General features: G+C 62.4%; 23 protein-coding genes. 12 read left to right on the top strand and 11 right to left on the bottom strand.

Annotated features, from left to right (window positions below):
* Window positions 1–63: 63 nt before the first annotated feature.
* The 3 genes from NW858_RS07780 to NW858_RS07770 all read right to left on the bottom strand — a co-directional run bounded on the left by NW858_RS07780 (window position 64) and on the right by NW858_RS07770 (window position 2984).
* The gene (locus NW858_RS07780) at window positions 64–1230 is read right to left on the bottom strand and encodes a response regulator (RefSeq protein WP_414338575.1); all 1167 of its coding nucleotides are present in this window, start codon (window positions 1228–1230) and stop codon (window positions 64–66) included.
* A gap of 91 nt (window positions 1231–1321) precedes the next feature.
* Window positions 1322–2056 carry a ribonuclease PH gene (rph, locus tag NW858_RS07775; RefSeq protein ID WP_414333437.1) on the bottom strand — a complete coding sequence of 245 codons (735 nt, stop codon included), beginning with the start codon at window positions 2054–2056 and terminating at the stop codon, window positions 1322–1324.
* A 175-nt stretch (window positions 2057–2231) separates the two neighbouring features.
* Window positions 2232–2984, bottom strand: a complete 753-nt coding sequence (locus tag NW858_RS07770; protein WP_414520235.1) for a DUF561 domain-containing protein — start codon at window positions 2982–2984, stop codon at window positions 2232–2234.
* Between the two features lie 186 nt (window positions 2985–3170).
* On the opposite strand from NW858_RS07770, the gene speB reads away from it, so the two are divergent.
* The 4 genes from speB (at window position 3171) to proC (ending at window position 6897) form a co-directional block, all read left to right on the top strand.
* Complete coding sequence (gene speB, locus NW858_RS07765) at window positions 3171–4076, top strand: agmatinase (RefSeq protein ID WP_414333441.1); 906 nt, start codon at window positions 3171–3173, stop codon at window positions 4074–4076.
* Between the two features lie 147 nt (window positions 4077–4223).
* Window positions 4224–4946, top strand: a complete 723-nt coding sequence (locus tag NW858_RS07760; RefSeq protein WP_414333442.1) for a YggS family pyridoxal phosphate-dependent enzyme — start codon at window positions 4224–4226, stop codon at window positions 4944–4946.
* A gap of 572 nt (window positions 4947–5518) precedes the next feature.
* On the top strand, window positions 5519–6088 hold the full coding sequence (locus NW858_RS07755) for a cell division protein SepF (RefSeq protein ID WP_414333495.1): 570 nt from the start codon (window positions 5519–5521) through the stop codon (window positions 6086–6088).
* Window positions 6089–6093: 5 nt separating this feature from the next.
* Window positions 6094–6897 (top strand): pyrroline-5-carboxylate reductase, encoded by an 804-nt coding sequence (gene proC, locus NW858_RS07750; protein ID WP_414414347.1) that lies wholly within the window; start codon window positions 6094–6096, stop codon window positions 6895–6897.
* On the opposite strand, the gene NW858_RS07745 is transcribed toward proC, so the two are convergent.
* Both NW858_RS07745 and ruvX read right to left on the bottom strand, forming a co-directional pair.
* Window positions 6883–8100: an NAD(P)/FAD-dependent oxidoreductase gene (locus tag NW858_RS07745; RefSeq protein ID WP_414426842.1), complete on the bottom strand. Its 1218-nt coding sequence runs from the start codon at window positions 8098–8100 to the stop codon at window positions 6883–6885. The two genes, proC and NW858_RS07745, sit on opposite strands and share 15 nt — an antisense overlap.
* Before the next feature lie 138 nt (window positions 8101–8238).
* Complete coding sequence (gene ruvX, locus NW858_RS07740) at window positions 8239–8751, bottom strand: Holliday junction resolvase RuvX (protein WP_414333448.1); 513 nt, start codon at window positions 8749–8751, stop codon at window positions 8239–8241.
* Window positions 8752–8861: 110 nt separating this feature from the next.
* Here ruvX and ahcY point away from each other — a divergent pair, with 110 nt between their 5' ends.
* Window positions 8862–10142: an adenosylhomocysteinase gene (gene ahcY / locus NW858_RS07735; RefSeq protein WP_414333450.1), complete on the top strand. Its 1281-nt coding sequence runs from the start codon at window positions 8862–8864 to the stop codon at window positions 10140–10142.
* A gap of 78 nt (window positions 10143–10220) precedes the next feature.
* Here the strand turns inward: ahcY and NW858_RS07730 are convergent, their stop codons facing one another.
* Window positions 10221–11432 (bottom strand): argininosuccinate synthase, encoded by a 1212-nt coding sequence (locus NW858_RS07730; protein ID WP_414333452.1) that lies wholly within the window; start codon window positions 11430–11432, stop codon window positions 10221–10223.
* A 180-nt stretch (window positions 11433–11612) separates the two neighbouring features.
* On the opposite strand from NW858_RS07730, the gene NW858_RS07725 reads away from it, so the two are divergent.
* Window positions 11613–13541, top strand: coding sequence for an FAD-dependent oxidoreductase (locus NW858_RS07725; protein ID WP_414520234.1), 1929 nt, complete (start codon window positions 11613–11615; stop codon window positions 13539–13541).
* Window positions 13542–13556: 15 nt separating this feature from the next.
* Here NW858_RS07725 and secF read toward each other — a convergent pair whose 3' ends face one another.
* Both secF and secD read right to left on the bottom strand, forming a co-directional pair.
* Window positions 13557–14552, bottom strand: coding sequence for a protein translocase subunit SecF (secF, locus tag NW858_RS07720; RefSeq protein WP_414333455.1), 996 nt, complete (start codon window positions 14550–14552; stop codon window positions 13557–13559).
* Window positions 14549–15895, bottom strand: coding sequence for a protein translocase subunit SecD (secD, locus tag NW858_RS07715; RefSeq protein WP_414348413.1), 1347 nt, complete (start codon window positions 15893–15895; stop codon window positions 14549–14551). Before secD ends, secF begins: the two co-directional genes overlap by 4 nt.
* A gap of 257 nt (window positions 15896–16152) precedes the next feature.
* Between secD and tatC the strand changes: the two genes are divergently transcribed.
* The 6 genes from tatC (at window position 16153) to NW858_RS07685 (ending at window position 22556) form a co-directional block, all read left to right on the top strand.
* Complete coding sequence (gene tatC / locus NW858_RS07710; RefSeq protein ID WP_414333459.1) at window positions 16153–16935, top strand: twin-arginine translocase subunit TatC; 783 nt, start codon at window positions 16153–16155, stop codon at window positions 16933–16935.
* Window positions 16925–17536, top strand: a complete 612-nt coding sequence (locus NW858_RS07705; RefSeq protein ID WP_414333461.1) for a nucleotidyltransferase family protein — start codon at window positions 16925–16927, stop codon at window positions 17534–17536. The genes tatC and NW858_RS07705 overlap by 11 nt, the downstream gene beginning before the upstream one ends.
* Window positions 17537–17557: 21 nt before the next feature.
* The gene (locus NW858_RS07700) at window positions 17558–18898 is read left to right on the top strand and encodes an NAD(P)/FAD-dependent oxidoreductase (RefSeq protein ID WP_414520233.1); all 1341 of its coding nucleotides are present in this window, start codon (window positions 17558–17560) and stop codon (window positions 18896–18898) included.
* Between the two features lie 108 nt (window positions 18899–19006).
* On the top strand, window positions 19007–19873 hold the full coding sequence (locus NW858_RS07695; RefSeq protein ID WP_414520232.1) for a DUF2993 domain-containing protein: 867 nt from the start codon (window positions 19007–19009) through the stop codon (window positions 19871–19873).
* Window positions 19874–20124: 251 nt separating this feature from the next.
* Complete coding sequence (locus NW858_RS07690; RefSeq protein WP_414520231.1) at window positions 20125–21561, top strand: hypothetical protein; 1437 nt, start codon at window positions 20125–20127, stop codon at window positions 21559–21561.
* Between the two features lie 77 nt (window positions 21562–21638).
* Window positions 21639–22556 (top strand): methylenetetrahydrofolate reductase, encoded by a 918-nt coding sequence (locus NW858_RS07685; RefSeq protein ID WP_414333468.1) that lies wholly within the window; start codon window positions 21639–21641, stop codon window positions 22554–22556.
* Here the strand turns inward: NW858_RS07685 and dapB are convergent.
* The 3 genes from dapB to tuf form a co-directional block, all read right to left on the bottom strand.
* Window positions 22553–23389, bottom strand: coding sequence for a 4-hydroxy-tetrahydrodipicolinate reductase (gene dapB / locus NW858_RS07680; RefSeq protein WP_414333497.1), 837 nt, complete (start codon window positions 23387–23389; stop codon window positions 22553–22555). The two genes, NW858_RS07685 and dapB, sit on opposite strands and share 4 nt — an antisense overlap.
* A 91-nt stretch (window positions 23390–23480) precedes the next feature.
* Complete coding sequence (rpsJ, locus tag NW858_RS07675) at window positions 23481–23798, bottom strand: 30S ribosomal protein S10 (protein WP_414328725.1); 318 nt, start codon at window positions 23796–23798, stop codon at window positions 23481–23483.
* 92 nt (window positions 23799–23890) lie between these two features.
* Window positions 23891–25120: an elongation factor Tu gene (gene tuf / locus NW858_RS07670; RefSeq protein WP_414333470.1), complete on the bottom strand. Its 1230-nt coding sequence runs from the start codon at window positions 25118–25120 to the stop codon at window positions 23891–23893.
* Between the last annotated feature and the right edge of the window lie 11 nt (window positions 25121–25131).

Here is a 25131-nt window from a genome sequence, read left to right as displayed (position 1 = left end):
CTCACCCCTGGCCCCTCTCCCACTGGGAGAGGGGAGGCGAGCGGTTAGCTCTTCGGGGGATCCCTAGAAATTGGAAAAGAAATTGGAAAAGAAATTGGAAACAAACAGAAGCCGCCTCACTTCTTCGTTAAGCTGGCTTTCGTTGAAGGGTTTGGTCAGGTAGCCAGTTGCTCCCGACCATTTGCCGCGGATGCGAGCTAGCAGGCCATCGCGCGAGGTAACCATTAGGATGGGGAGGGACTTAAACTCTTCCAAGCTGCGCACAATGCGGCAGAGCTCCAGGCCATCGATCCCCGGCATGGCGATGTCCATCAACAGCAGATGAGGCCGATGCTGAAACAACAGAGGGAGCACCTCGGCGGGGTTGCCTGTTGTAATCACTCGATAGTTGGACAAATATTGCCGCAGGATCTCTTGCATGACCACGCTGTCGTCCACCGCCAAGATGGTTATCGGGTTGTGGGGCTTGGTCTGCAGCAGCTCTTGGGGTGTTTGCAGGCTGACCAGCCCTTTTTTGACCCAGGCCGCAAAGAGATTGGCCACCTCCAGACGATCCCGACACAGCTTCTTGGCGATCACCTCTAGCGACTGGCCGTCTTTGGTGAGGGCGTGGAGCTTCTGTCGCTGCTCATCGGTGATGCGATAGCGGTTGACCCGCTCCCAGTTGACCACCGGTATCGCCAGCATCGTGGGAATGGCCACCTTCAAATCTGCCCATCGATCGTGGCGGCGGGCTGCTTCTTGCAACAGAGGCTCCAACTCAAACCCGCCGATGGGGGCCTCTTGGGCGACCCGTTCCTGCACTTCGAAGTAGCAGGCGCCTGACCGCTCAAACAGGTAGCGGTCGAAATCGGTGAGCAGGTTGAGCCACAGGGCATCTTCCAACTCTCCTGGCTTGAGCAAGCCCAACTGCGTGATGGCCTCCAGCAGCTCGGGCAGGGAACGGTTCTTCAGCAGGCGCTCTTGCACCACCGAGATGGCCCGCTGCGACCATTCCAAGTTGAGGCGGGCGATGAAGCGAGATAGGCGTTTCAGCAGGATTTGCGTGTTGAGGGGTTGATCGGCAGAAAAGAGGAGCCTGCCGTAGTAATAAGTCAGTACCCAGGGTTCTGCGACCTCGGCAGGATCCAGCCCTCTGAGGTGAAGGTGCAGGTAGCCAGTGGTAAACCGCCGGCCTTGCTGCCTGAGCAGGGGCGCAAGTTCCTCCGAACCGAATACGAAAGGGGACATGCGGCATTCTCCAGGCCAACTTCTTCAGGCCAATTGCCGGCCTTGTTCTAAGCTGTACCAACGCCTTGAAGGGTCGCCGTTGCAAAGCTGGCTACGGTTCCCAATTGAGAGCTTGCTGTTGCGCCTGCAGCAATTCTCGGATCCCGGCTTGGGCCATCTCCACCATTTGCAACAATTGCGGTCGGCTGAAGCAGCCGGCTTCGGCAGTGCCCTGAATCTCGATAAAGGATCCCTGCTCGTTCATGACAATGTTCATGTCTACCTCGGCTTGGCTGTCTTCCTCATAGCACAAATCTACGAGGACTTCCCCCTGCACAATTCCCACCGAAAGGGCCGCCACTTGCTGCCGCAGCGGCGATCCCTGAGCCGGATCCAGCAACCCCTGTTTGCATAGCCAAGTGACGGCGTCGTGCAGGGCCACATAGCCCCCCGTGATCGCGGCGGTGCGAGTTCCGCCATCGGCCTGCAACACATCGGCATCGAGGGTAATGGTGCGGGATCCCAGCTTCTGGAGATCCAGAGCGGCGCGCAGGCTGCGTCCGATGAGGCGTTGGATCTCGGCAGTACGGCCCGATGGTTTCAACATCTCCCGTGGCTGTCGTTGTGGGGTGGCTCCGGGCAACATGCGGTACTCCGCCGTCAGCCAGCCTTGACCGGTATTCTGCAAAAAAGGGGGAACTTCTTCCGCCACACTGGCGGTGCAGAGGACATGGGTATCGCCAAACTTCACCAACACCGATCCGGGCGCATAGCGGGTGAAGCGGCGCTGGAAGGAAACCGGGCGCAATTGAGCAGCCGTGCGGCCATCGGGGCGTTGCCAGCTCATGGGCAGTTCAAAAAGGGATCCCTCGCATTGTCAACCATGTCTGGGCTCAGGGATTGGAAACTATACAGAGCATGACTCGGCTGCCGGCGAGAAACGGATGCGGACGGAAGCGATAAAAAAATGCACCAGCACAAGCTGGCGCCAGCAGTTTAACTCTCACCGGTCAGGCATCAACCTAGACAAAGGCAGGGATCCGAGAGTCTCCCAGGGCCTCTACCAGCGCCCGCACTTGGGCCACCATGGCCACTTCATCCTGGAGCCGGCTGACAGCTTTGCCCACCCCCACACCTGAGGCACCGGCAGCGATGGCCAGGCGCACCGTTACCGTTGAGAGGCCGGAAGCGCAGATGACCGGCAGCGAGACCACACGGCTGATCTCATAGGCGGCAGCCAAGGTGGGGGCAGCCTTCTCGATCAAGCCCAGGGATCCCCCGTGAACCGGCTCGGCACTGGTGCTGCCCTCGGTTTGGATGAGATCGGCCCCCAGATCTTCCAGTTTCTCGGCCAATTCCGCCTGCTGATCCAAAGGCAGCGTGTGGGGAACGGTAACCGACAAAAGCGTGCGCGGCAGCAGAGAGCGGGTTTGGCGAGTGAGCTCCAGGACTTCCGCAGCGGAGAAGATGCGGCCCGAAGGGTAGAAGCTGTCGTAATTGCCGATTTCAGCCATGTCGGCCCCCGCTTGGACGGCGGCAGCCAATCGCTGCGGCTCCACCGCCGACACGCAGATGGGCAGCTCGATCTGGGCGCGCACCTGCTGCACCAATTCGGGACTGGCGGCGATGTCCACCCAAGTGGCTCCTCCCTCCTGGGCGGCACGGGTGACTTTCAGCACCGACTGCAGGTCGAAATTTTGCAGGCCGCTGATGATCTTGAGGGCACGGCGCCGGGCAAGGGCGTCGAAAAGGGCAGCTTGAGAGGCTGTGGTCATAGGCTCGTTAGCTTGTTGAAACGGGACACAAGAGGAGTGAAAGCAAATCGGCTGGGGCAACCTTTGCTCAGTCTAGAGGGTTTGCTGCCATCCTACAAGGGATCCGCCCTTGGCCGGTCACCCCAATCTTTGCGGGCTATCCCAAGATCTTTCAATACAATAGGGATCCCCTCTTCTGCTCTTGCCATGTACCGCTCTCCTTTCCCCTTCTTGGGCCTGGCTGAGCCGGATCCGGAGCTGGCCCAGGCCATTGTGTTGCCTATCCCCTACGAGGCCACCACCTCCTACGGCAAAGGCACGGCCAAAGGCCCTCAGGCGCTGTTGCAGGCTTCTGCCTATGTAGAGATCTACGACGAGGTGAGAGACTGCCAGCCGGCTCTCCACCCCGACTTTGCCGCAGAGACCTCCCGCTACTGGACGGCGCCGCCAGTGGAGTTCGAGGGGCTGGACGCCCACGAGTTGGCCATGGCCGCAATTCAGCGCCGCGCTGCCGAGTGGGTAAGGCCAGGGCGGTTCCTGCTCTCCATTGGCGGGGAGCACTCCATCACTGGCCCCTTGATTGCCGCCCACCTGCCCCACTACCCAGAACTGCACGTGCTGCAGATCGATGCCCACTGCGACCTGAGAGACAGCTACGAGGGATCCCGCTACTCCCACGCTTCCGCCATGGCCCGCGTGGTGGAGCAAGTGGGCGGCCGCCTCACCCAAGTGGGGATCCGCTCCCTCTGCGCCGAAGACCGCCAGGCCATTCGCAAGCACCGCTTGCACACCTTCTTTGCCCACAGCCTGCACGGCAAGCCAGCCCAGGAGTGGATCCCCGAGGTGATCGCCACGCTGGGATCCCAGGTGTACCTGACGGTGGATGTGGACGGGTTGGATCCTGCGGTCGTGCCGGCCACGGGCACCCCCGAACCCGGCGGCTTGGGCTGGTGGGAGACCGTAGAGCTGATCCGGGCCCTGGGGCAGCAGCGGCAAATCGTCGGCGCCGATGTGGTGGAGCTGGCGGTCACCGGGGAACGGGAAACCGATCGCCGCAGCGCCTTCACCGCCGCCAAGCTGGCCTATCAGATCCTGGCAGCGGCCTTGGGCTAGGCTCCAGAAGAACTGGGCTATGGCTGGGTTCCCCCTGTTTCCACCTGGCCGCTGGAGCACCGGCTCCAATCTCGAAGTATCCAGACAAAACGAGGACTGGACTCTCTCTGTCGAGATCTTCTGCTAGCTTCCTAGGTGGCCCTAGCCATGTCTCCGCCTTCTTCCAGCTCCCTTGAAGCGTCGCCGCCCCCCGTTGACGAAGAGCTCATCCACAGCCGCATTCAGGCCATCCGCGCCCGGATCCCAGGCCATGTGGAGATCATGGCGGTGAGCAAAGGCTACAGCGTCAACCACATCCGCGCCGCCTATCGAGCCGGGATCCGCCACTTTGGCGAAAGCCGAGTGCAAGAGGCAGCCGCCAAACAGGCGCAACTGCAGGATCTGACCGATATTGTCTGGCACTTGATCGGGCATTTGCAGACCAACAAGGTAAAGCCGGCCCTCAGACAATTTGCCTGGATTGACAGCGTCGATAGCCTGCGCCTGGCCAAGCTGATCAACCAAAAAGCCTGGGAGCTGCACCTTACCCCCAAGCTCTGCTTGCAGGTGAAATTGGCCCCGGATCCCAATAAATTCGGCTGGCTCATCCCCGATCTGTTGCAAAGCCTGCCGCAACTGAACCAACTGCTGCAGGTGCAAATTGTGGGCCTGATGACCATTTTGCCTTTGGGCTTGAGCTCAGAGGCAGCCCTAGAGCTGTTTCGCAAGCTGGCCGAGCTGGCGGATCACATCCAGCGCAGCGGCTACGAGCATCTGCAGTTGCACACCCTCTCCATGGGCATGTCCGACGATTACCCCCTGGCGGTGGCCGCAGGCTCCAACCTGATTCGGCTGGGGCGCGCTTTGTTTGCCGATGCCGAACGGAAATAGATAGATGGAGTCTCTATGAAGCCGTTAAATTGTGATTAAATTTTGTGTAAAGCCGCGCAACTCCGGAGTTGCCCTGCAGGGCACGCTCTGGGTTGGAGTTCGGCCTGAATCGGGCAAAAACAGGGCAATCCCGCCCAAAATTTACCCTGTCGGGGAAATTTTAGGGAAACTTGTAATCATTTGCGTCACTCCCGTTAACACGTGTTCAAGCTGGACAAGGAGCGCAGTAGACTCTGGCCAAAGCAGTGGCTGGACAAGTGGGATGACATCTTTACTTCTTCTGGGTAAACTCGACTCGTCGAGTCCATGGGTTTTGTTAGCCTGCCTCGGCAGCTTCTCGAGCAAACCCTGTCTCGGCCTTTTGAAAAACTTTAACTAAAAATAAAGATTGGAGATGCCCTTTGGCTTGACTGGGCTACTCAAGATCCAATCAAGAGCCTGAATCCTGCGCTTGCCGCAAACCATGACCTGTAGTGAGGATGTGGACGATGAATGTCAATGGAATCTGGAGCAGGGTAAGAGATTTTGTAGGCTTGACCGATCCCGTGGACGGCCTGGAAGAGTACCCTGAGATGGAAGGGCAGGATGATTACCAAGTGCTCTACGAGGGACGCCGTTCCCAACCGGCTCCTGAAGAGCAGGAAGCCAGTGCCCTTCCACGCGGACGTCGACAACGGGGAGCGGAAGCCGGGGAAGGGTCTGTCGGTCGAGAAGAGTCGCGGGGCCATCGGCGCAGTCAACATCGGGATCGCTTAGCAGGGGGCAGTATGGGGAGCAACGTAATTGGATTACCGGGCGTCAACCCACCCACCAGCGAAGTGGTGGTGCTGGAGCCGCGCAGCTTTGACGAGATGGCTCAAGTCATCCAGTACCTGCGGGAGCGCAAGACGGTGATCATGAACTTGACCCTGATGGATCCCGCCGAAGCACAGCGCTCGGTGGATTTTGTTGCCGGTGGCACCTACGCCATCGATGGCCACCAGGAGCGCATTGGCGAAAACATTTTTTTGTTCACCCCCAGCACGGTGACGGTCTCCACCCCCAGTAGCCAAGGGGTGCAGCCGCTGCAGCGTCCCTTGCACAGCCCTGCCCCTCTCTGGCCCAGCAGCTATGAACATTTGCAGGCGGTGGGCCAGCACTAGCCGACATGGAGCGACCGCTGCTGAGTGTGATCGGGGGGGGAGCCATGGGATCCGCCCTGCTGCGGCGTTGGGTGACTGCGGGGCTTTATCCTGCAGCTCAGGTGGCTTTGCGGGAGCCCGACCCGGACAAGGCCAAGACCCTACAGCAGGAGCTGGGCATTCGGCTGTTGGCGGATCTATCTCAGGCGGGAGAGTCTGAGATTGTATTTTTGGCCGTCAAGCCCCAGGTTTTCCCGCAGGTGGTGGCTGAGATGGGCCAGCCGTCCGCCGCGCAGTTGGTGATCTCGATTATGGCCGGGATCCCTTTGCAGCAGTTGCAGCAGGCTTTTCCCCAGCAGAGGGTGGTGCGCACCATGCCCAACACACCGGCGCTGGTGGGAGCAGGGATCACGGCTATCTGCTACGGGCCAGGAGTGACGCCTGATCAGAAGGAGCAGGTGGAAAGGTTGTTTCGGGCTGTAGGCCAGGTGGTGACGGTGGCCGAAAGCCAAATGGATGCGGTGACGGCCCTGTCGGGATCGGGGCCGGGGTATTTGGCGGTGATCCTGGAAGCGCTGATCGACGGGGGGGTGGGGGTGGGTCTGCCGCGTCCCCTCGCCACCCAACTGGCGATGCAGACCTTGGCGGGCACGGCTGCCCTTTTACAGCACGAGAAGCTCCACCCCGCCCTTCTCAAGGATCAAGTGACCAGCCCAGGGGGAACGACCATCGCCGGGATCCAAGTCCTGGAAGAGGGGGGAGTACGGGGGGCCTTGATGCGGGCAGTGCGGGCAGCCTACGAGCGCTCCCGCCAGCTACAGGGCTCCTAGGGCCTGCCAGAGCGGGCGGGTGATCCAGTTCCATCCCACCTTGAGCTGGTGCTCCAGGGTAGGTAGACGCACCAGGTAGATGGCTCGTCGGGCCAAATAGCCCAGGGGGCCGCTCAGGGTGAGGCCGCCGAGGGCGGAAAGCACCGCCGTATCCGTCCCCAAGCTGAGCATTTCCCCCAGAGAAAAGTAGCGGAACGGCAGCAGGGGCCGCTCCTGCGTGAGCAAGGCCCACAGGTTCCAAGCGCAATAGCCGGCCTGTTGAAAAGCTGCTTGGGCGGTGGCGGGCACCGGCTGGCCTTCGGCATCCACCACCGCCGCTACGTCTCCCAGGGCAAACACTTCTGGAAAGGGGGGAGTTTGCAGGGTGGGCAAAACCTGCAGCCGTCCCCGCTCACTTTTGGGCAGATCCAAGTTGGCGATCACCGCTGCCGGTCGGGTTCCGACGGTCCACAGCACCGCATCCACAAGATCCGTGGCTATCTCCTGGGCCTCCAGCCGCTGCAATTGTAGGCGGAAGGGGGGGGCGCCGTTCTCGCCCAGAGCCTCGATGCCCAAAACCTTGGTTTGCAACTCCACCTGCACCCGCCGTTGGGCCAACGCCAGTTGGGCCGCCTCCCGGCTGGAAGAAGCAAAGCCCGACAAAATCCGGGATCCCACCTCAATAAGACGGATCCGTCCCCGCGATCCCAGCCGATCTGCCAGCTTGCAGGCCAGTTCCACGCCGCTTGCCCCCGCCCCAGCAATGGCCAGAGTTATCGGCTGAGCCGGATCCCGCTCTTCCAACGTTTTCAGGTGGGCCCGCAGCCGTTGGGCATCGGCCAGGGTGCGAAAGGGAAAAGCGAACTCCGCCGCTCCCGGAACGCTCTGCAAAGGGGTTTCTCCCCCCAGCGCCAGCACCAGCGCGTCGTATTCTAGGCTCTGCCCGTCTTCCAGACCCACTCGGCGGGCTTGAAGGTCAATGGCCTGGACAGAGCCGCGGCGAAATTGCACCGACTCCGAGGGCAGCAGATCTTGGAAGCGGGGAGCCACCTCCCAGTCCTCCATTTCTCCGGTGAGCAGCTCGTACAGCAAAGGAGCAAAGACAAACCGCTCCTGGCGATCGACCAAGGTAATTTGGGGTGGCTCTGACCAGGGTTGCCGGCTCAGTTCCAAAGCTGTGTACAACCCGCCAAAGCCGCCCCCAAGAATGCAAATGCGATTCATGCTCAGATGCTCAGCTTGAGATTACCAAAATTGCGCGACAAGCCCCGACCTAAAAGATAGGCCCTGCCAACGCCAGCGGGCCGACCGGGGATGGCACACCTTATGCTTCATGCTTCGAGCTGACTTGCACTGGCCCGGCTAGACCTCTCCAGCGTAGTCTTTGCTGCCCCAGCCCCGCCAGCCCGGCACTTCCGACAAAGAAGCCCGTCGCTCGTCCAGCCAAGTTTGGAGAATCACTGCCGCCGACTGTTGATCGATCAAACCCTTCTGGGCCTTGGCCGGGATCCCGGCCTCGCGCAGATCCCACTCCGCCTGTACGGTGCTCAGGTATTCGTTGACGGTAATAACGGGAAGATCCACCGCCACCTGCAAAGCGCGCACAAACCGCTGCACCTTGCGGGCCTGGGATCCCACCGAGCCGTCCGCCAAAAGGGGGATCCCGACCACCACCACGGTGGCCCGGCGGCGGCGGATCCACTCCTGCACTTGGGCAATGTCTTCGGGCAGGGAACGGCGCCGGATCACCCCCAGGCCGGTAGCCAGCAGCCCCAGCCCGTCGGAGCCGGCCACGCCGATGCGACGGTTGCCCACGTCCAGACCCAGCGCTGAAAAGGGATCCCTTGTGGCAGAATAGTTCAGGTCTGTTGACATCTGTTTATCCCTCTTGCCGACATTGTAACGGCCTGAAACTCCCTGTCTCTAGCCGTGTAGCTCGGCTGAACCTCTATCCTTTTTCGACGACCCTTTTTGGAGCCTTCTCGATGACCAGCGCCACCCTGTCTCTCCCCAAGCACGAAGTTAAAGACCTCAGCCTCAGCTCCTTGGGCAAGCAACGGATCCAATGGGCGGCGCGGGAGATGCCGGTGCTGGCCCAGATCCGGGAGCGCTTTGCCCAAGAAAAACCCCTGGCCGGTCTGCGCCTGGTGGCCTGCTGCCATGTCACCACCGAGACGGCCAATCTGGCCTTGGCCTTGCAGGCAGGGGGAGCCGATAGCGTCCTCATCGCCAGCAACCCCCTCTCCACCCAAGACGATGTGGCCGCCAGCCTGGTGGCCGACTACGGCATCTCGGTCTTTGCCATCAAGGGGGAAGATGTAGAGACCTACCGCCGCCATGTCCAGATCGCCCTGGATCACCGCCCCCATCTCATCATTGACGACGGCGGCGATGTGACGGCGGAGCTGGTTCAGCATCGCCAGGAGCAGGTGTCGGAAATCATCGGCACCACGGAAGAGACTACCACCGGCCTGGTGCGCCTGCGGGCCATGTTCAAGGCGGGGGTGCTCAGCTTCCCGGTGATGACCGTCAACGACGCCGAGACCAAGCACCTGTTCGACAACCGCTACGGCACCGGCCAATCCACCCTGGACGGCATTCTGCGCTGTACCAACATTCTCCTGGCCGGAAAAACAGTGGTGGTGGCTGGCTACGGCTGGTGCGCCAAGGGGGTGGCGATGCGGGCCCGCGGCATGGGATCCCAGGTCATCGTGACCGAGGTCAACCCGGTGCGGGCTCTGGAGGCGGTGATGGATGGCTTTCGGGTTATGCCCATGGCCGAGGCCGCCCCTCTGGGGGATCTGTTCATCACCGTCACCGGCAACAAGCACGTTATCCGCGGCGAGCACTTCGACCGGATGAAAGATGGGGCGATGGTCTGTAACGCCGGCCACTTCGACATCGAGATCGACCTGGTGGCCTTGCAAGAGCGGACGGTTTCCCGGCAGAGCGTGCGCCCCTTTGTGGAAGAATACCGTCTCCAGTCGGGCAAATCGGTGTTCGTGCTGGGGGAGGGCCGGCTGATCAACCTGGCTGCCGCCGAAGGCCACCCCGCCAGCGTCATGGACATGAGCTTTGCCAACCAAGCGCTGGCCTGCGAGTACCTGGTGAAAAACCGTGGCCGGCTGGCGCCAGGGCTGCACCCCATTCCTGCGGAGATCGACGAGGCCATCGCCCGCCTCAAGCTCAAGGCCATGGGGATCCAAATTGACAGCCTTACCCCGGAGCAGATCGAGTACGGCAACACCTGGACGGCAGGAACCTAGAGAAAGCCCCTCACCCCCGCGGTGGAAAACCTGGCCCACCTGCGCCGTTGGGCCAGCAGGCAGGTGGGGCGGTAGAGCTCAAGCACCACCGCCCCGGTGCACCTGGGCCCAGACGCGGGTGGGCAGACCCCAGATGTAGATGAAGCCTTCGGCAGCGCGGTGGTCGAACTGATCCCCTTCCCCGTAGGTGGCCAGCTCCGCGTTGTAGAGGGAGTAAGGAGAGCGGCGGCCCACGCAGACGGCCTGGCCCTTGTGCAGGCGCATCCGCACCACGCCGGTAACACTCTTTTGGGTGGTGCAGATGAAGGCGTCCAGGGCCTCCCGCAGCGGCGAATACCAAAGGCCGTTGTAGATCAATTGGCTGTAGGTGGTCTCGATACCGTACTTGTAGTGGATGACCTCGCGGGTGAGGGTGAGGCTTTCCAGCTCGCGGTGGGCCTGGATCAACACCGTTAGGGCCGGACACTCGTAGATCTCGCGCGACTTGATCCCAACCAGCCGGTTTTCAATCATATCGATGCGACCGACACCGTGGCTGCCGGCTAAGGCGTTGAGCCGCTCGAAGAGGGCTCTGGGGCCAAGGCGCTGCCCGTCCAGCTCCACCGGGATCCCCTCTTCAAAGGCGATCTCCACATAGGCGGGCTCGTCGGGGGTTTGAGAAATAGGCCGGGTGAGAGCGTAGACTTCCTCCGGTGGTTCTTGGTCAGCGTCTTCCAGGATCCCGGCTTCGACGCTGCGGCCCAGGATGTTGAGGTCGATGCTGTAGGGGCTGGACTTTTGCACCGGCATAGGGATCCCGTAGCGCTCGCCGTAGGCAATGGTCTCCTCGCGGGTCATGCCCCACTCGCGGGCCGGGGCCAGCACCTTGAGCTTGGGGTTCAAGGCGGCGATGGCCAGGTCGAAGCGCACCTGGTCGTTGCCCTTGCCGGTGCAGCCGTGGGCCACGGCGTCGGCGCCCACCTCTTCTGCCACCTCCACCAACAGCTTGGCGATCAGGGGTCGGGCCAAGGCAGTGGAGAGAGGGTAGCGCTGCTCGTAGAGGGCATTGGCCTGGATGGCGGGGAAGGCGTAGTCGGCAATCAGGATCTGGACGGCCTCCCGCACCAGGGATTGCTCCGCCCCGGCCCTCAGCGCCTTGGCTTGGATGGCCTCCAGCTCCGCCCCCTGACCCAAGTCCACCGCCAGGGTGACTACCGATTCCACTCCCCACTCGTGCTTGAGATAGGGGATGCAGACGGAAGTATCGACGCCGCCCGAATAGGCCAATACTACTTTCTTTGCCCGTCCCATGCTGCTGCGGATCCCTGCTGGAAAAAAGTTGCTAGCCCATTATGCCTTGTTGCTCGGATCTTATACTCGGCCTGACCCTAGAGGCAGCTTTGTCGGCTATTCTCAAAGGGATTTCTCCCGGGCCTTGGATCGCGGTCCAAAAGGTTGCCGGCGCAAATTGGGGTGTGAGGTCAGGTGAGCATGGCCGGCAAGAGGATCCCGGCAGCACAGCAAAGACTCAGGCGCCAACGAGTGCTGGGGTTGGGGATCCTGTCTCTGCTGGGCTTCGTGGCGGGGATGGGGTTCGCCGCCCTCTCCCAGCCGGAAGGGGGATCGCCCGTCGCCGCTCCAGAGCCGGAGCCGCCCCGTTTTACGGCCCACGGCTGGCCGCTGCTGGATCCCTTGCCGCAGCCGGACGAGATCTGGGAGTGCGAGCTGGTGGTGGTGGGCGGATCCCTGGGGGGCGTGGCGGCTGCAGGCCAAGCCATGCGGGGGGGTGTGCAAACCTGTCTCATCGAGCTCACCCCCTGGCTGGGGGGGCAGATCACCTCGCAGGGGGTATCGGCCCTCGACGAGTCCCTCCCCATGCGGCAGCGGGGCAATTTTTCCCGCCACTGGCTGGAGTTTAAGGCCCTCATCGAAAGCCAGCCGCTGCATCTGCCCGCCTGGACAGGGATCCCGCCGGGAACCCGCGTGACCAAGATCAACAGTTGCTGGGTAGGGGGGCTGTGTTTTCCGCCCCAGGCAGGTTTGCAGGCGGTAGAAACCTGGCTGCGGCAGGCGGCTCAGTCTGCTCCCCAGAGTCGCTGGGCCACCCAGACCGCTTTTAAGGGGGCCACCTTCAGCGCCGACGGCTCCCGCATCGAGAGCCTCTACGCTGTGCAGCGGCAGCCGCGGGATCCCAATTTTGTGCCGCCAGGGCGGCTGTGGCGGGAATTGGTGAGCTGGTATGGCTGGCAGGAGACGGAAGTGTTTGCCAAGCGGGTGCTGCGGCTGCAGGCGCCACCGGGCCGCAACCTGTTTGTTATCGACGCCACCGACACCGGCGAGCTGGTGGGCTGGGCTGGGATCCCCTACCGGCTGGGCTCAGAAGGGCGAGATCTGACGGGGGAGCCCAATGCCGCCCCGGCCAGCAACCCGGAGTGCACCCAGGCCTTCACTTTTCCTTTCGTGCTGGCCATCCACGACGATGGCGGGCGCTCCCGCGCCGAGCTGGCCCAGTTGCAGCCGGGCTACTCCCGCGCCGAGCACCGCCGCCAGTTCGACCTGGAGGGGTTTCCCACCTTCAGCGGCCAGAGCTTTTTCAACTACCGCCGCATCGTCAGCAAAGGCCGCACGGATCCCTTCCACAGCACCCCGGTGCCGGGCGACCTGACGCTGGTGAACTGGAACCGCGGCAACGACTGGGGGATCATGAACCCGCCCCTAATCCTGACAGAAGAGCGGCTGGTGGCCTCAGGGCAGCGCCACAACTGGCTGGGGGGGCTGGACGTCTCCGCCCTCAAAGATGGAGAAAACCACGCCCTGCTCTTTGCCGAGTGGCTGATGGAAACCCAAGCCCGCGCCGGCTATCCCCTCTCGTTGGTGTTTGCCGAGGACTCTTTGCTGGGCACCCGCTCCGGCCTCAGCCTCTACCCCTACATCCGGGAGGGGCGGCGCATCCTGGGGCGAGCTGCCTACGGCCAGGCGGAATTCCAGATGCTGGAGCAAGACATCCGCGTCGGCACCAGCGGGGGACGGGACTTTAGCCCCACCGCTGTAGGGGTGACTCACTACGCCATCGACATGCACGGCTGTCGCTACCGCAACTGGGAGCCTTCCCTGTCGGCCAGCTCGGCGCCCGTCAACGAGTTTTCCGTCCGCCCCATCGTCATCCCCCTAGAGGCCCTGATCCCCCAGAAAGTGGATAACCTGCTCATCGGCGGCAAAGGGATCGCCGTCAGCCACATCGTCAACGCCGCCACCCGCACCCATTACGGCGAGTGGACCATCGGCTCGGCAGCGGGGCTCATCGTAGCCTGGTTGCACAGCCAGGATCCCGGCTTGATCCCCACCCAGATTGTGCCGCAGGGCAAGATGGCCGACTTGCAGCGCTACCTGGTTGCCCACGGACAGCGGCTGCACTGGTAGGCAGTTGCCGCCGCCCTACCCCTCTGCGCCGGAAGGCAGCGCCTCGGGATCCCCTTTTCCGCCATAGCGCCGCTGCCGCCACCACACCAGTAGAGGGCTGGCGATGAAGATGCTGGAATAGACCCCCAAGCTAAAGCCAATGAGCAGAGCGATGGCAAACCCCTTCAGGGTGGCTCCCCCAAAAATGGCAATGGCCACCAGGGGCAGCATCGTTGTCAGGGTGGTGTTCAAAGAGCGGGCAAAAGTCTGGTTTAGAGATAGGTTCACCACCTCGGCAAAGCTGACCTTGCGGCTGACCAGACGCAGATTTTCCCGGATGCGGTCGTAGATAACCACCGTGTCGTTGACGGAAAAACCAATGATGGTTAGCAGCGCCACCACAAACAGGCTGTCCACCTCCATGCCCACCGTTAGGCCCAAAAGGGCAAACAGACCTGTTGTCAGCACCACATCGTGCAGCAAGGCCACAATGGCAAACACCGCGTAATCCCACTGGAAGCGCAGGGCCAGATACACCACAATGAGCCCAAAAGAGATGAGCACAGCCACGAGGCCGGAACGCAAGAGCAAGCGCCCCACCGTCGGGCCTACCGTCTCCACTAGGTTGCGCTCAAAAGGGCCTACCTGTTGCCGCAGCGTCTCCTCTACCGCTAGGCGCTCCTGCTCAGTCAAAGGGGGCATGCGGATCAAGGCTTCCTGACTGGTCTGGGTGTCCAGTTGGATGATGCTGCTGCCCAGGTTGTGTTCCTGCAGCGCCCGCCGCAGCTCTTCGGTGGTGACAGGCCGCTCAAAACGCAGATCCAGCAAGGTGCCGCCGGCAAAATCCAGCCCCAGCCGCAGCGGTGTCCCTAGAGAGGCCAGAGAAAAGGCCATGCTGACCAGCCCCACCAGCAACACCGCCAGGGAAAGGGTAAACCAAAGCTTGCTGCGCCCGACGATGTCGAAGCGGTAGTCAAGCAACCGCCGGGATCCCACCGCCGGATCGGGGGGGGATAACTCTTGCGCCGTCATGATTGAGCCGCCTCCATGCGAACGCCGTAAAACTCAGGTTTGCGCAGGGCAGGGATCCCCATTGCCGCCAGCAGCAGGGTGCGGGTGCAGGTGATGGCCGTGAAAAAGCTTACCAGAATGCCAATGGCCAAGGTGACGGCAAAGCCTTTCACCAGCCCCATCCCCAGCCAGAAAAGTACGCCACAGACCAAAAGGGTGGTGACGTTGCTGTCGAGGATGCTGCTGAAGGCGCGATTAAACCCTTCCGAGATGGACTTATAGATGGACTTGCCCGCCCGCAGCTCCTCCTTGATGCGCTCGAAGATCAGCACGTTGGCATCCACCGCCATGCCGATGCTGAGGATAAAGCCGGCGATCCCTGGCAGGGTCATGGTCACCCCCAGCAGTTGGAACAGAGCAAACGTACAGAGGGCGTAGATGAGAAGAGCGAGGTCGGCAATGAGCCCCGGCAGGCGGTAGTAGGCCACCATAAAGACAAAAACCAGCACCAGGCCGCCAATGCCGGCATAGAGGCTGCGGCGCACGCTCTCTTCCCCCAACGTGGCCCCGACGGTGCGGTTTTCAATGACGCGAATGGGAACCGGCAGCGCCCCCGCCTTGAGCTTCACCGCCAGATCGGTGGCGGTTTCCACTGTGAAATTGCCCGTGATCACCGCTGTTCCGCCGGTAATGCCGGTGCGGGCAAACTCCGGCCCCACGATGGGGGCGCTGATCAGCACGTCGTCGAGAAAAATGCCAAGCGGACGCCCTGTTCCGGCCAACTCTCGGGTGAGCTGAGTAAACTTTTCTGCCCCTTCTGGCTTGAACTCCAACAGCACTTCCCAGCTCTGGGATCCGCGACGAGGGGCTTGGGGATAGGCGTTGCGCAGCAGATCCCCTGTCAGGCCGACCCGTTCAAACAGGGCGTCGGGATCCTCCCCCGCCGTTATCTCCCCCTGCTCGTTGCGGGGCAGGGCGCTGACCGGCACCAATCCCTTGCGAAACTCCAACTGGGCCGTATCGCCCAAAAGAGCAACAGCCCGATCCGGATCCGCCACCCCCGGCAGTTGCACGAACAGGCGGTCTTGGCCGCTGATCTGCACCAGAGGCTCGGCCACCCCCAGGCCGTTGATCCGCTGCTGGATCACCGCCTCCACCCCCTGCATCACCTCAGAGGTGATCTCGGGTACCTCTTCCGTAGGCAAAGCCTGCAGGGTGAGCTGCGTCCCTCCTTTGAGGTCAAGGCCGAGGCGAACTTCGCGGCTAAAGCCCAGATAGACGAGGGCAGCCACCACTGCCAAGATAAAGATCAGCCCTCGCAGAAAAGCGAGGCGACTGAGCCACAAAGCTGGAGATCTGGCCATACTGCTGAAAAAGTGAGGAATACGGGCGCACTCGATCCGAGGCCCTCAGGATTTCGGCACTTTTTGATCCTATCGCACACGGGATCCCCGGCTGGAGAGGGATGTTCCCCAGCCCCTGAGCCGGGGAGGAGCTCATCATGTCTGTCCTGGCAGTTCAACCCATCTCTACAGGCCTTGACCGAGCTCTCGGCAGGCGCTTTTCCCCGAGGACGGGGCAGAGCTAAGATAGCGGCGAATGTTTCGTTACGCCTTGGCCCATGACCCTTGTCTCTGAGACCGAGCCCTCGCCCCAAGCCACGGTAACCCCTGACTCTGAGCGGGTGCCGGATCCGGAGTTTCCCTACGAGGTCGAGATGACCTTGATGGAGCACTTGGAGGAGCTGCGCAGCCGCCTGTTGGCCAGCGTGATCGCGGTGGCGATCTGCATCATTGCTTGCTTTCTGGTGGTGAACCGCATTGTCGCCCTGCTGGAGGTGCCGGCGCGGGGGGTGACCTTTTTGCAACTGGCGCCGGGGGAGTATTTCTTCGTCTCCATGAAGGTGGCGGCCTATTCGGGGTTGCTGTTGGCCACGCCCTTTTTGCTCTACCAAATTGCCCGCTTCGTCTTGCCGGGGCTGAGCGTGAAGGAGCGCAAGCTGCTGGGGCCGGTGGTGCTGGGATCGAGCCTTCTCTTTGTGGCTGGCTTGGTCTTTGCTTACTATCTCCTCATTCCGGCGGCACTTAACTTTTTCATTCGCTATGGCGAAGGGGTGGTGGATCAGGCCTGGTCCATCGACCGCTACTTTGAGTTTGTGCTGCTGCTGTTGTTCAGCACCGGCTTGGCCTTTCAGGTGCCGATTTTGCAGGCGCTGCTGGGGGGGTTGGGGCTGGTGAGTGCTGAGCAAATGCTCAAGGGCTGGCGTTACGTGGTTCTGGGCTCGGTGGTGGCAGGGGCCATTCTCACCCCTTCCACGGATCCCCTCACCCAGAGCCTCTTGGCCGGGGCGGTGACGTTTCTATACTTGTTTGGCATTCTGCTGGTGAAGATCCTTGGCAAATGACCTGAAGCTGCATGCGCTGATCCTGGCGGCTGGGTTTTCCACGCGGATGGGAGAACCGAAAGCCCTGGTGCCCTGGAAAGATGGGCAAACTCTGCTTTCTTACCAGATTTTTCAGTGGCGACAGGCAGGGTTTCAACCTTGGGTGGTGCTGGGATCCCAGCATCTGGCGGCGGCCCAAGTTCACTTGGCGGGGGCAGAGGTGCTGATCAATCCGGCTCCTGAGCTGGGCAAGACCCACTCTATTCGGGTGGGGGTGGAAGGGATCCCTGCCGATTTTCGCGTGTTGGCCATTTCGGGGGTGGATCAGCCCCGTCCGGCCTGGATCTACCACAGCTTGCTGGAGTACCATCTGCGCCATCGCGCTTGGGCGACGGTGCCGGTGCATCGAGGACGACGAGGACACCCCGCCCTGATCGACGGGCGCTTGCGGGAAGAGTTGCTGTGTCTCCGAGAGGAAACCCTGGGCCTGCGCCGGTTGTTGCAGGATCTGGGTAAACGGGTACAGGAGGTGGAGCTCTATACCCCCGAGATCTTCTTGGAGTGCAACACTCCTGCCGACGTGGAAGCTGCCGCTGGCGGTCGCGACAGCGTTGCCCAGTAGGATATTCTCTTTCTTGTTCGCATGAGAAAAGCCCTTTATCCTGCCAGCACCTACGATCCTGCTTGTCCGGTCGGCAGCTACTGGGACAGCACGATAGAGAATGCCAGTTGGCGGCATCCGGCTCCTTTGCTGGGGCAGGTGGGCGCCGAGGTGGTCATTGTGGGGGGCGGATTGACGGGCCTATCGACGGCTCTGCACCTGGCCCGCGACCACGGCATTTCCGCCTGCCTGTTGGAAGCGGGATCCCTGGGGTGGGGGGCCTCAGGGCGCAACGGCGGCTTTTGCGGGGTGGGGGCGAGCCATCTCACCCATGCCCAGATGGTGCGGCGGGTGGGCCTGGCGGAGACGGAGCGCTACTACCGGGATCAATGGCAGGCGGTGGAGACGGTGCAGGAGCTGGCCGCCGTCGAGGGCTTCTCGCTGGAAGTGCAGGGACAAGGCTGCTACGCGGTGGCCCATCGTCCACAGGCCTGGCCGGAATTGGAGGCCGAATACCAGATCTGTACTCAGGTGGCAGGCTACCCGGCCCAGCTCCTCAGCCCCAAAGAGCTGCGGGAACGGGGCTTTGACAGCCAAGAGAACTATGGTGCTCTCCACATCGGGGTGGGGTTTGGCCTCAACCCCCTTAAGCTCACCCAAGGGCTGGCCCAAGCGGCCCACAGGTGGGGAGCGCAACTGCACAGCGCCAGCCCGGTCATCGCCTGGGAAAAGGTGGGATCCCAGCACCTTTGCCACACGCCAGGGGGAACGGTGCGGGCCCGGCACCTGGTCATCGCCACCAACGGCTACACCCCAGAGACCTTGTACCCCCAACTGGCGGGATCCCTGTTGCCGGTGCTGTCCAACATCCTGGTCACCCGCCCTCTGACGCCTGCGGAGCAAAAAGCGCAGGGGTGGTGGGATCCGACCCCGGTTTACGACACGCGGCGGCTGCTGTTCTATTACCGTCTTCTGCCGGACGGGCGCCTGCTGTTTGGGGGGCGCGGCGGCACCCGCAATACTCCGGCAGAACGACAGCGCCTGCAGGCTTGGATGACTCGGCAGCTCTACCGCCTCTTTCCCACCTGGGAGGGGGTGGAGATCGAGTACGCTTGGAACGGCCTGGTCTGCCTTTCGCGGCAGCTTCACCCCCATATTGGCCCTTCGCCAACGGATCCCAGCTTGTGGTATGGCCTGGCCTACCATGGCAGCGGCGTGGCCACAGCAGTGTGGGCGGGCAAAATGCTGGCCCAGGAGATCGCCGGCAGCCGGCCCCCCATCAGCGCTCTGTTTCGCCAGCCGCCTCGCGTTTTCCCTTTGCCCTGGCTGCGGCTTCACTACCTGCGGCTGGGGTATCTCTGGTGGCAGTTGACGGATGGTTAGCTCCGCCAAGTGTGCGGGGGATCCCTCTGTTCGGTGGAGCAGTCCTGCCTTAGCCTAGTCGTAGTTTGGGCAGAAAAATATCGCTTGTCGTCGCTCCTGAGGTACCCAGTGCTGTTCCCGTCTTGCCGTCGGCCTGCTCCAGATCCCTCTTCTCTCGAAGCCCAATCGGCAGCCCGCTGTCGCCAACGGCTCTCGCCAGTAGGGCAGCGGCTGGGATTGGCACTGCTGCTTGGCTTGCCCACCATGTTTTGGCCTTGGCCCGGATTTGCCCAGATTGCCGGATCCCTGCTCAGCCCTTTGGTGGCCGCCTGGATCCGCTCCGAGGTGCAGCAGGTGGACAACCTGCAGGTGCAGATCGCCGGCTCTGACGCCCAGATTTTGAACGGCCAGATCCCCCAGGCCCAGGTGTCGGGAGACAACCTTATCTATCAGGGATTCCAGGTCAGCCACCTGCGGCTGCAGGGCCAGGATATTCGCCTCAACGTGGGCGAAGCCATCCAAGGACGCAGCCCGCTGCGGCTGTTGGCCCCTGTGCCGGTGCAGGTGAGCTTGCGCCTCACCGAAGACGATCTTAACCGCACCCTTCAGGCTCCCCTCATCCAGTCTCAACTGGCCCAGGCACAGGTGCAACTGCCCTTTGGAGGTCAAGCGGTGCCCTTCTTGATCCGCCAGCCCCAGGTCACCTTGGAGCAAAATCGGCTGCGCATCCAGGCCCAATTGGTGACTCCCGAGGGGGTGGAGGTGCCGGTTACGGTGCTAACCGGGCTACAGGCCCAGGGCCCCAACCAGTTGCGGCTGGTCAACCCTCTGTGGGTGAGCGAAGGCCAAGAGATCCCCATCCCCGGCCTGGCGGATTTCCCCATTCAGTTGGATCCGGGCGTGCGCATCGACCGCCTGGAGTTGCAGCCCGGCCAAATCCTCTACGAGGGCATGTTGGTCATCTACCCGGAAGCGGCGGCGGTGCCGCAGGGGTAGGGGCCGGCGTTCCCCGCTTTGGCCCGCCTTCAGACGGTGCGGGCGGGCTCTGCTGCGACCAAGGATGTGATCGGGATCAGACCTGGGGAGCGGGCCTTTGCGGCAAGATCCTGCTAGCGGTTAGCGGGAAAACCCTTTGCGGGCCTCACGTAGGAGTGGTGTATTGAGGTGAAGCCATGATCCAGGGATCCCGGAGGCAGCCATCCAACTGCACACTCAAGCCCTTAATCTGCTGGGCGCTGCCGCTGATCTTGTCGGTCGTTTTTTTGGGGAGCTGTGCCGGCGATCCAGTTTCTACGCTGCCTCTGGACGGCACGGCTGCCGGCACCCGCACGGCCACACCCCCAGGGCGAACTTTCTCCGATATTCCGCCCGGTCGGGATCCCCGTCTGAAGCACCTTTGGGCCAGCTTTGTCATCACGTCTGAGCAGTTGCAATCTGCCCGCGAGGCTCCCGTTGCGCTCCATCCGCAGGCTCTCCTTCCCTGCACCGACTGCGAGGGTATTCCATGGCAACCGGGATCCCCACCCCCCACCCCCTCCTCCCGCGCCTTGGGCACCTATCGGCCTGACCAGCTCACCTTCTCCTTCCGCGGTGAGCCCCACCACACGTCCACCCGCCACAGCGGCAGCTGGCACCTGGATACTACCACGCCTCTGATTCACCCCGGCGAGGGGGTGCGCCTGGCGATCCAACGGGCTTTCTGGGGAGAAGACGCGCTGGAGCCGCTGCCGCCTCCCCAGGACTTCCACCCTCAGCAGATCAGCCGCGGCTGGTTCCAGGAGCGCAGTTGGATCTTCCCCTTCCCGCTGCCGGCTGCCAACACCACTGCTGCCTTGCGGCTGGATTGGCTTCTAACCTCCCCGATTCCGCCCGATTCTGCTCCCTTTCAACGGGGCAGGCCGCTGCCGCCCCCCACGGGCCGGCTGTATCACGGGGTCGCCTGGTCGGGCATGCCAACTTGGGAGCAGCTCTTGTCCTATCGCCAGGCCATCGGCCAGCCCCCTGCCTGGGCAGCCGTAGAACACCTGTGGGATCCCCGCCAGGACTTTCCGCAGTCGTTGGCCAGTCGCCTGCGGGAGAGCGGCTCTGTTCCCTACCTGCGCCTGCGGCTGGATCCGGCTCAGCTTTCCGCCTTGGCCAGTGGGGAACAGGACGAGACTTTGCGCTCTTGGGCCCGCGCCATCCAGCGCTTTGCCACTCCCATCATCCTGGCCGTCGTTGTGGGAGACGGGGATCCCGAATTGCAACGACGGGCCTACCGACACCTGATGCAAACCCTGCGCTCCGAGGCCAACTTGCTCTGGGTTGTGGAGCTGGAGGGAGAAGATGCCGCAGCCGTGTCCGCCTGGGCTGGGTTCTCTGAGATGGATTGGCTGAGCCTACCGGGGGATCCCGCCACCTTTGAACCGATGTACCGCCGCCTTGTGGCTCTCACCCCGGAAGTGCCTGTGCTGCTCCGCGGGCCGGCCTTGGGCTCAGAAGCCGCTCAACCTCTGCTGGCAGGTCTAGAAGACCAACGCTGGCCCCAGGTAATTGGCTGGAGCTGGGCCCTGGGCGCGGATGGGATCCCGCCTGCAGCAGCCCAGGACTGGCAGCAGCATCTGCAACAGGGGGATGCCAAGATATGGCTGGGGGAAATGCAGGTGCAACCCCCGCCCAGCCCCCTTCCCTCGCCCAAGCCCTAAAAGAGGGCAACCTGTCTGGAAAAATTGCCCGGAAAAGTCGATAATAGGCCAGCCGTTTTACCTTTTCTTCCGCAATTGTGGCCTTGACCCCCTCATCACCCCCCTTGTCTCGCTTTGCCCAGGCCATCCAGGAGGGGGAGTTCCTGCTCACCGCCGAGATCACACCCCCCAAGGGATCCGACACCAGCACCCTGCTGTCTCTGGCCCAGCAGCTCAAAGGTCGGGTGCATGCCATCAACATCACCGACTCCAACCGCGCCATGGCCCGCATGAGCCCCCTGGCCGCCTCGCTGCTGTTGCATCAGGTGGGCGTTGAACCCATCCTGCAGTTGGCCTGTCGGGATCGCAACCGCGTGGCTCTGCAGGGGGATCTGTTGGGGGCCTCGGCGCTCGGCCTGCGCAACGTGTTGGCCCTCACCGGGGATCCCATCCACATCGGCGATTGCCCCGACGCCCGCGCCGTGTTCGACCTGGAATCGGTGCGCCTGCTGCGGCTTATCCAGCGGCTGAACAATGGCCTCGACTGCAACGGCAAGCCCCTCCCCGACGGCGGCACCTGTCTGTTTCCGGGAGCAGCGGTAGAACCCCAATCCGGCAGCTTTTCCGGCCTGGAGCGGCGCTTCCAGCGCAAGCTGGAAAACGGGGCCCAGTTTTTCCAAAGCCAGATGGTGACCGACTTCGAGCAACTGGAGCGCTTTATGGACAAGCTGGGTCGCCCCGCCGGCAAGCCCATCCTGGCCGGCATCTTCCTGCTCAAATCCGCCAAAAATGCCCAATTCATCAACTGCAACCTGCCGGGGGTGCAAATCCCGGACGCCATCATCCAACGGCTGGCCAACGCTCCCCATCCCCTAGAAGAAGGGATCCGCATCGCCGCCGAACAGGTGCGCCAGGCCCGTCAGATCTGCCACGGCGTGCACCTGATGGCCGTCAAAGCCGAACATCTCATCCCGCGTATCCTGGACGAGGCCGGGATCCCCCCTCTGGCTGGCTAGCTCAACACCTGCTCCAGCCCGTAGACCAATCCCTTGAGCTGCAGCACCTTGCGGATCCCCAGGATCACCCCCGGCATAAAAGCCACCCGATCCGTGGTGTCGTGCCTTAAGGTAAGGGTTTGCCCCATGCCGCCGAAGATCACCTCCTGGTGGGCGACTAGCCCCGGCAGGCGCACGCTGTGGATGGGAATGTTGGGGCCGGGGATCCCGCCCCGCGAGCCGGGGAGCAGCTCTTTTTCTTCCACTTCGGGCGGGTTGAAGGCTTTGCCCAGTTGACCCAGCCGTTGGGCCGTCTGCAGGGCCGTGCCGCTGGGGGCATCCGCTTTGCGGTTGTGGTGCAGCTCGACGATCTCAACATGGTCAAAATATTGCGCCGCCTGCAGTGCCATCTGCTGCAACAAAATCATGCCGATGGCAAAGTTGGGCGCGATCAAACAGCCCACCCCCGACTTATCCGCCAGATCCCGCAGCCGCTCCACCTGCTCCGGCGTCAGGCCCGTTGTCCCCACCACCGGGCGCACCCCAAAGGCAATGGCCGAGCGGACATGTTCAAACACCGCCTGCGGATGGGTGAAATCCACCATCACACCGCGGCTGCTCCGCTGCGACAACCTCAGCAACTGCCCCGCTAGGTCATCGGTAATCTCCACCCCCAGGGATCCCAGGCCCAGCACCTCGCCGATGTCCAAGCCCAGTTGCGAGCGGGCTACCGCCCCCGCCAGGGTCATGTCGGGCGTCTGGGCAACAGCTCTCACCACCTCCCGCCCCATCTTGCCCAGTGCCCCCACCACCAAGACCGGGATAGGGGATGGGTTGGCTTCTGGAGTTGCCAACCCCTGATCGACCGGATCAACCGCTGCCGTCACCCCTTGCCACCCTCATCCACGCTCTACAACTGCGAAGACCGGGATCCCCGGAGAGCCATCACAACTTCACCTCAATATCCACCCCCGCCGGCAGATCCAGCTTCATCAAAGCATCGATGGTTTTGGAAGAGGGGGAATAGATATCGATAATGCGGCGGTGGGTGCGGGTTTCAAAATGTTCCCGCGAATCCTTGTCGGTGTGCGGAGAACGCAACACACAGTAGATGCGGCGCCGGGTAGGCAGAGGGATGGGGCCCACGGGCACAGCATCGGTACGACGGGCCGTGTCCACGATTTTGTCGCAAGAAGTATCCAGCAGCCGATGATCGTAGGCTTTCAGGCGAATGCGGATTTTCTGTTGGGTCAGGGTAGGCATGGCCGGAGAAAGAGAACGATACAACAAAAAACCGACAGGGATCGAGTTGATCTGGGGCAACCAGCGCTCAATCCCTGCCGGGAAAAGACAACTTACTTCAGGATCTTGGAGACAACACCCGCCCCGACGGTACGACCACCCTCGCGAATGGCAAAGCGCATCCCCTGCTCGATGGCGATGGGCTGGATCAGCTCCACCGTCATCCTGACCCGGTCGCCGGGCATCACCATCTCCGGCTGCGAGCCATCGTCAGCCGTAAAGGAGGAGATGGTACCGGTTACATCGGTGGTGCGTACATAGAACTGGGGACGATAGCCGGCAAAGAACGGCGTGTGGCGACCTCCTTCCTCTTTCTTGAGGACATACACCTCAGACTCGAAGTTGGTGTGCGGGGTAATGCTCTTGGGCTTGGCCAGCACCATGCCGCGCTCCACCTCGTTCTTCTGAATGCCGCGCAGCAGCACACCGACGTTGTCGCCAGCGATCCCTTCATCAAGGGTCTTCTGGAACATCTCTAGACCAGTAACGGTGGTGGAGCGAGTTTCCCGCAGCCCCACCAGTTCCACCGTTTCGCCCACCTTGATGCGGCCCCGCTCGATCCGGCCTGTGGCCACCGTGCCCCGACCGGTGATCGAGAAAACGTCTTCTACGGCCATCAGGAAGGGCTTGTCCACATCCCGCTCCGGCGTGGGAATGTAAGAGTCTACCGCATCCATCAGCTCGTAGATCTTATCCACCCAGGGATCTTCGCCGCGCTGAGTTTTGGGGTTGGCCTGCATCCTTTCCAAAGCCTTGAGGGCGGATCCCCTGATGATGGGGATGTCATCGCCGGGGAAGTCGTATTTGGAGAGAAGCTCCCGCACTTCCAGCTCCACCAGCTCCAGCAGCTCTGGATCGTCCACCATGTCCACCTTGTTGAGGAAGACCACCAAGCTGGGCACCCCCACCTGACGGGCCAACAGGATGTGCTCCCGCGTTTGGGGCATGGGGCCATCAGCCGCAGACACCACCAAGATGGCTCCATCCATCTGGGCTGCACCCGTGATCATGTTTTTCACGTAGTCAGCGTGGCCGGGGCAATCCACGTGGGCGTAGTGACGCTTCTCCGTCTGGTACTCCACGTGGGCGGTGTTGATGGTGATACCGCGGGCTTTTTCTTCCGGCGCTGCGTCGATCTCGTCATACCGTTTGGCTGTGGCCTGACCCAAAGCAGCCAAGGTGGTGGTGATGGCAGCCGTCAAAGTGGTCTTGCCGTGGTCAACATGGCCGATGGTGCCAACGTTGACATGGGGTTTGGTACGTTCAAACTTAGCGCGTGCCATGAATCGTCACT

It is taken from the genome of Synechococcus sp. H55.10 (assembly GCF_047502715.1).
In the GTDB taxonomy this organism is placed as follows: Bacteria; Cyanobacteriota; Cyanobacteriia; order Thermostichales; family Thermostichaceae; genus Thermostichus.
The sequence above is the reverse complement of the archived record's forward strand: the minus strand, read 5'-3'. Positions and strand labels throughout refer to the sequence as shown.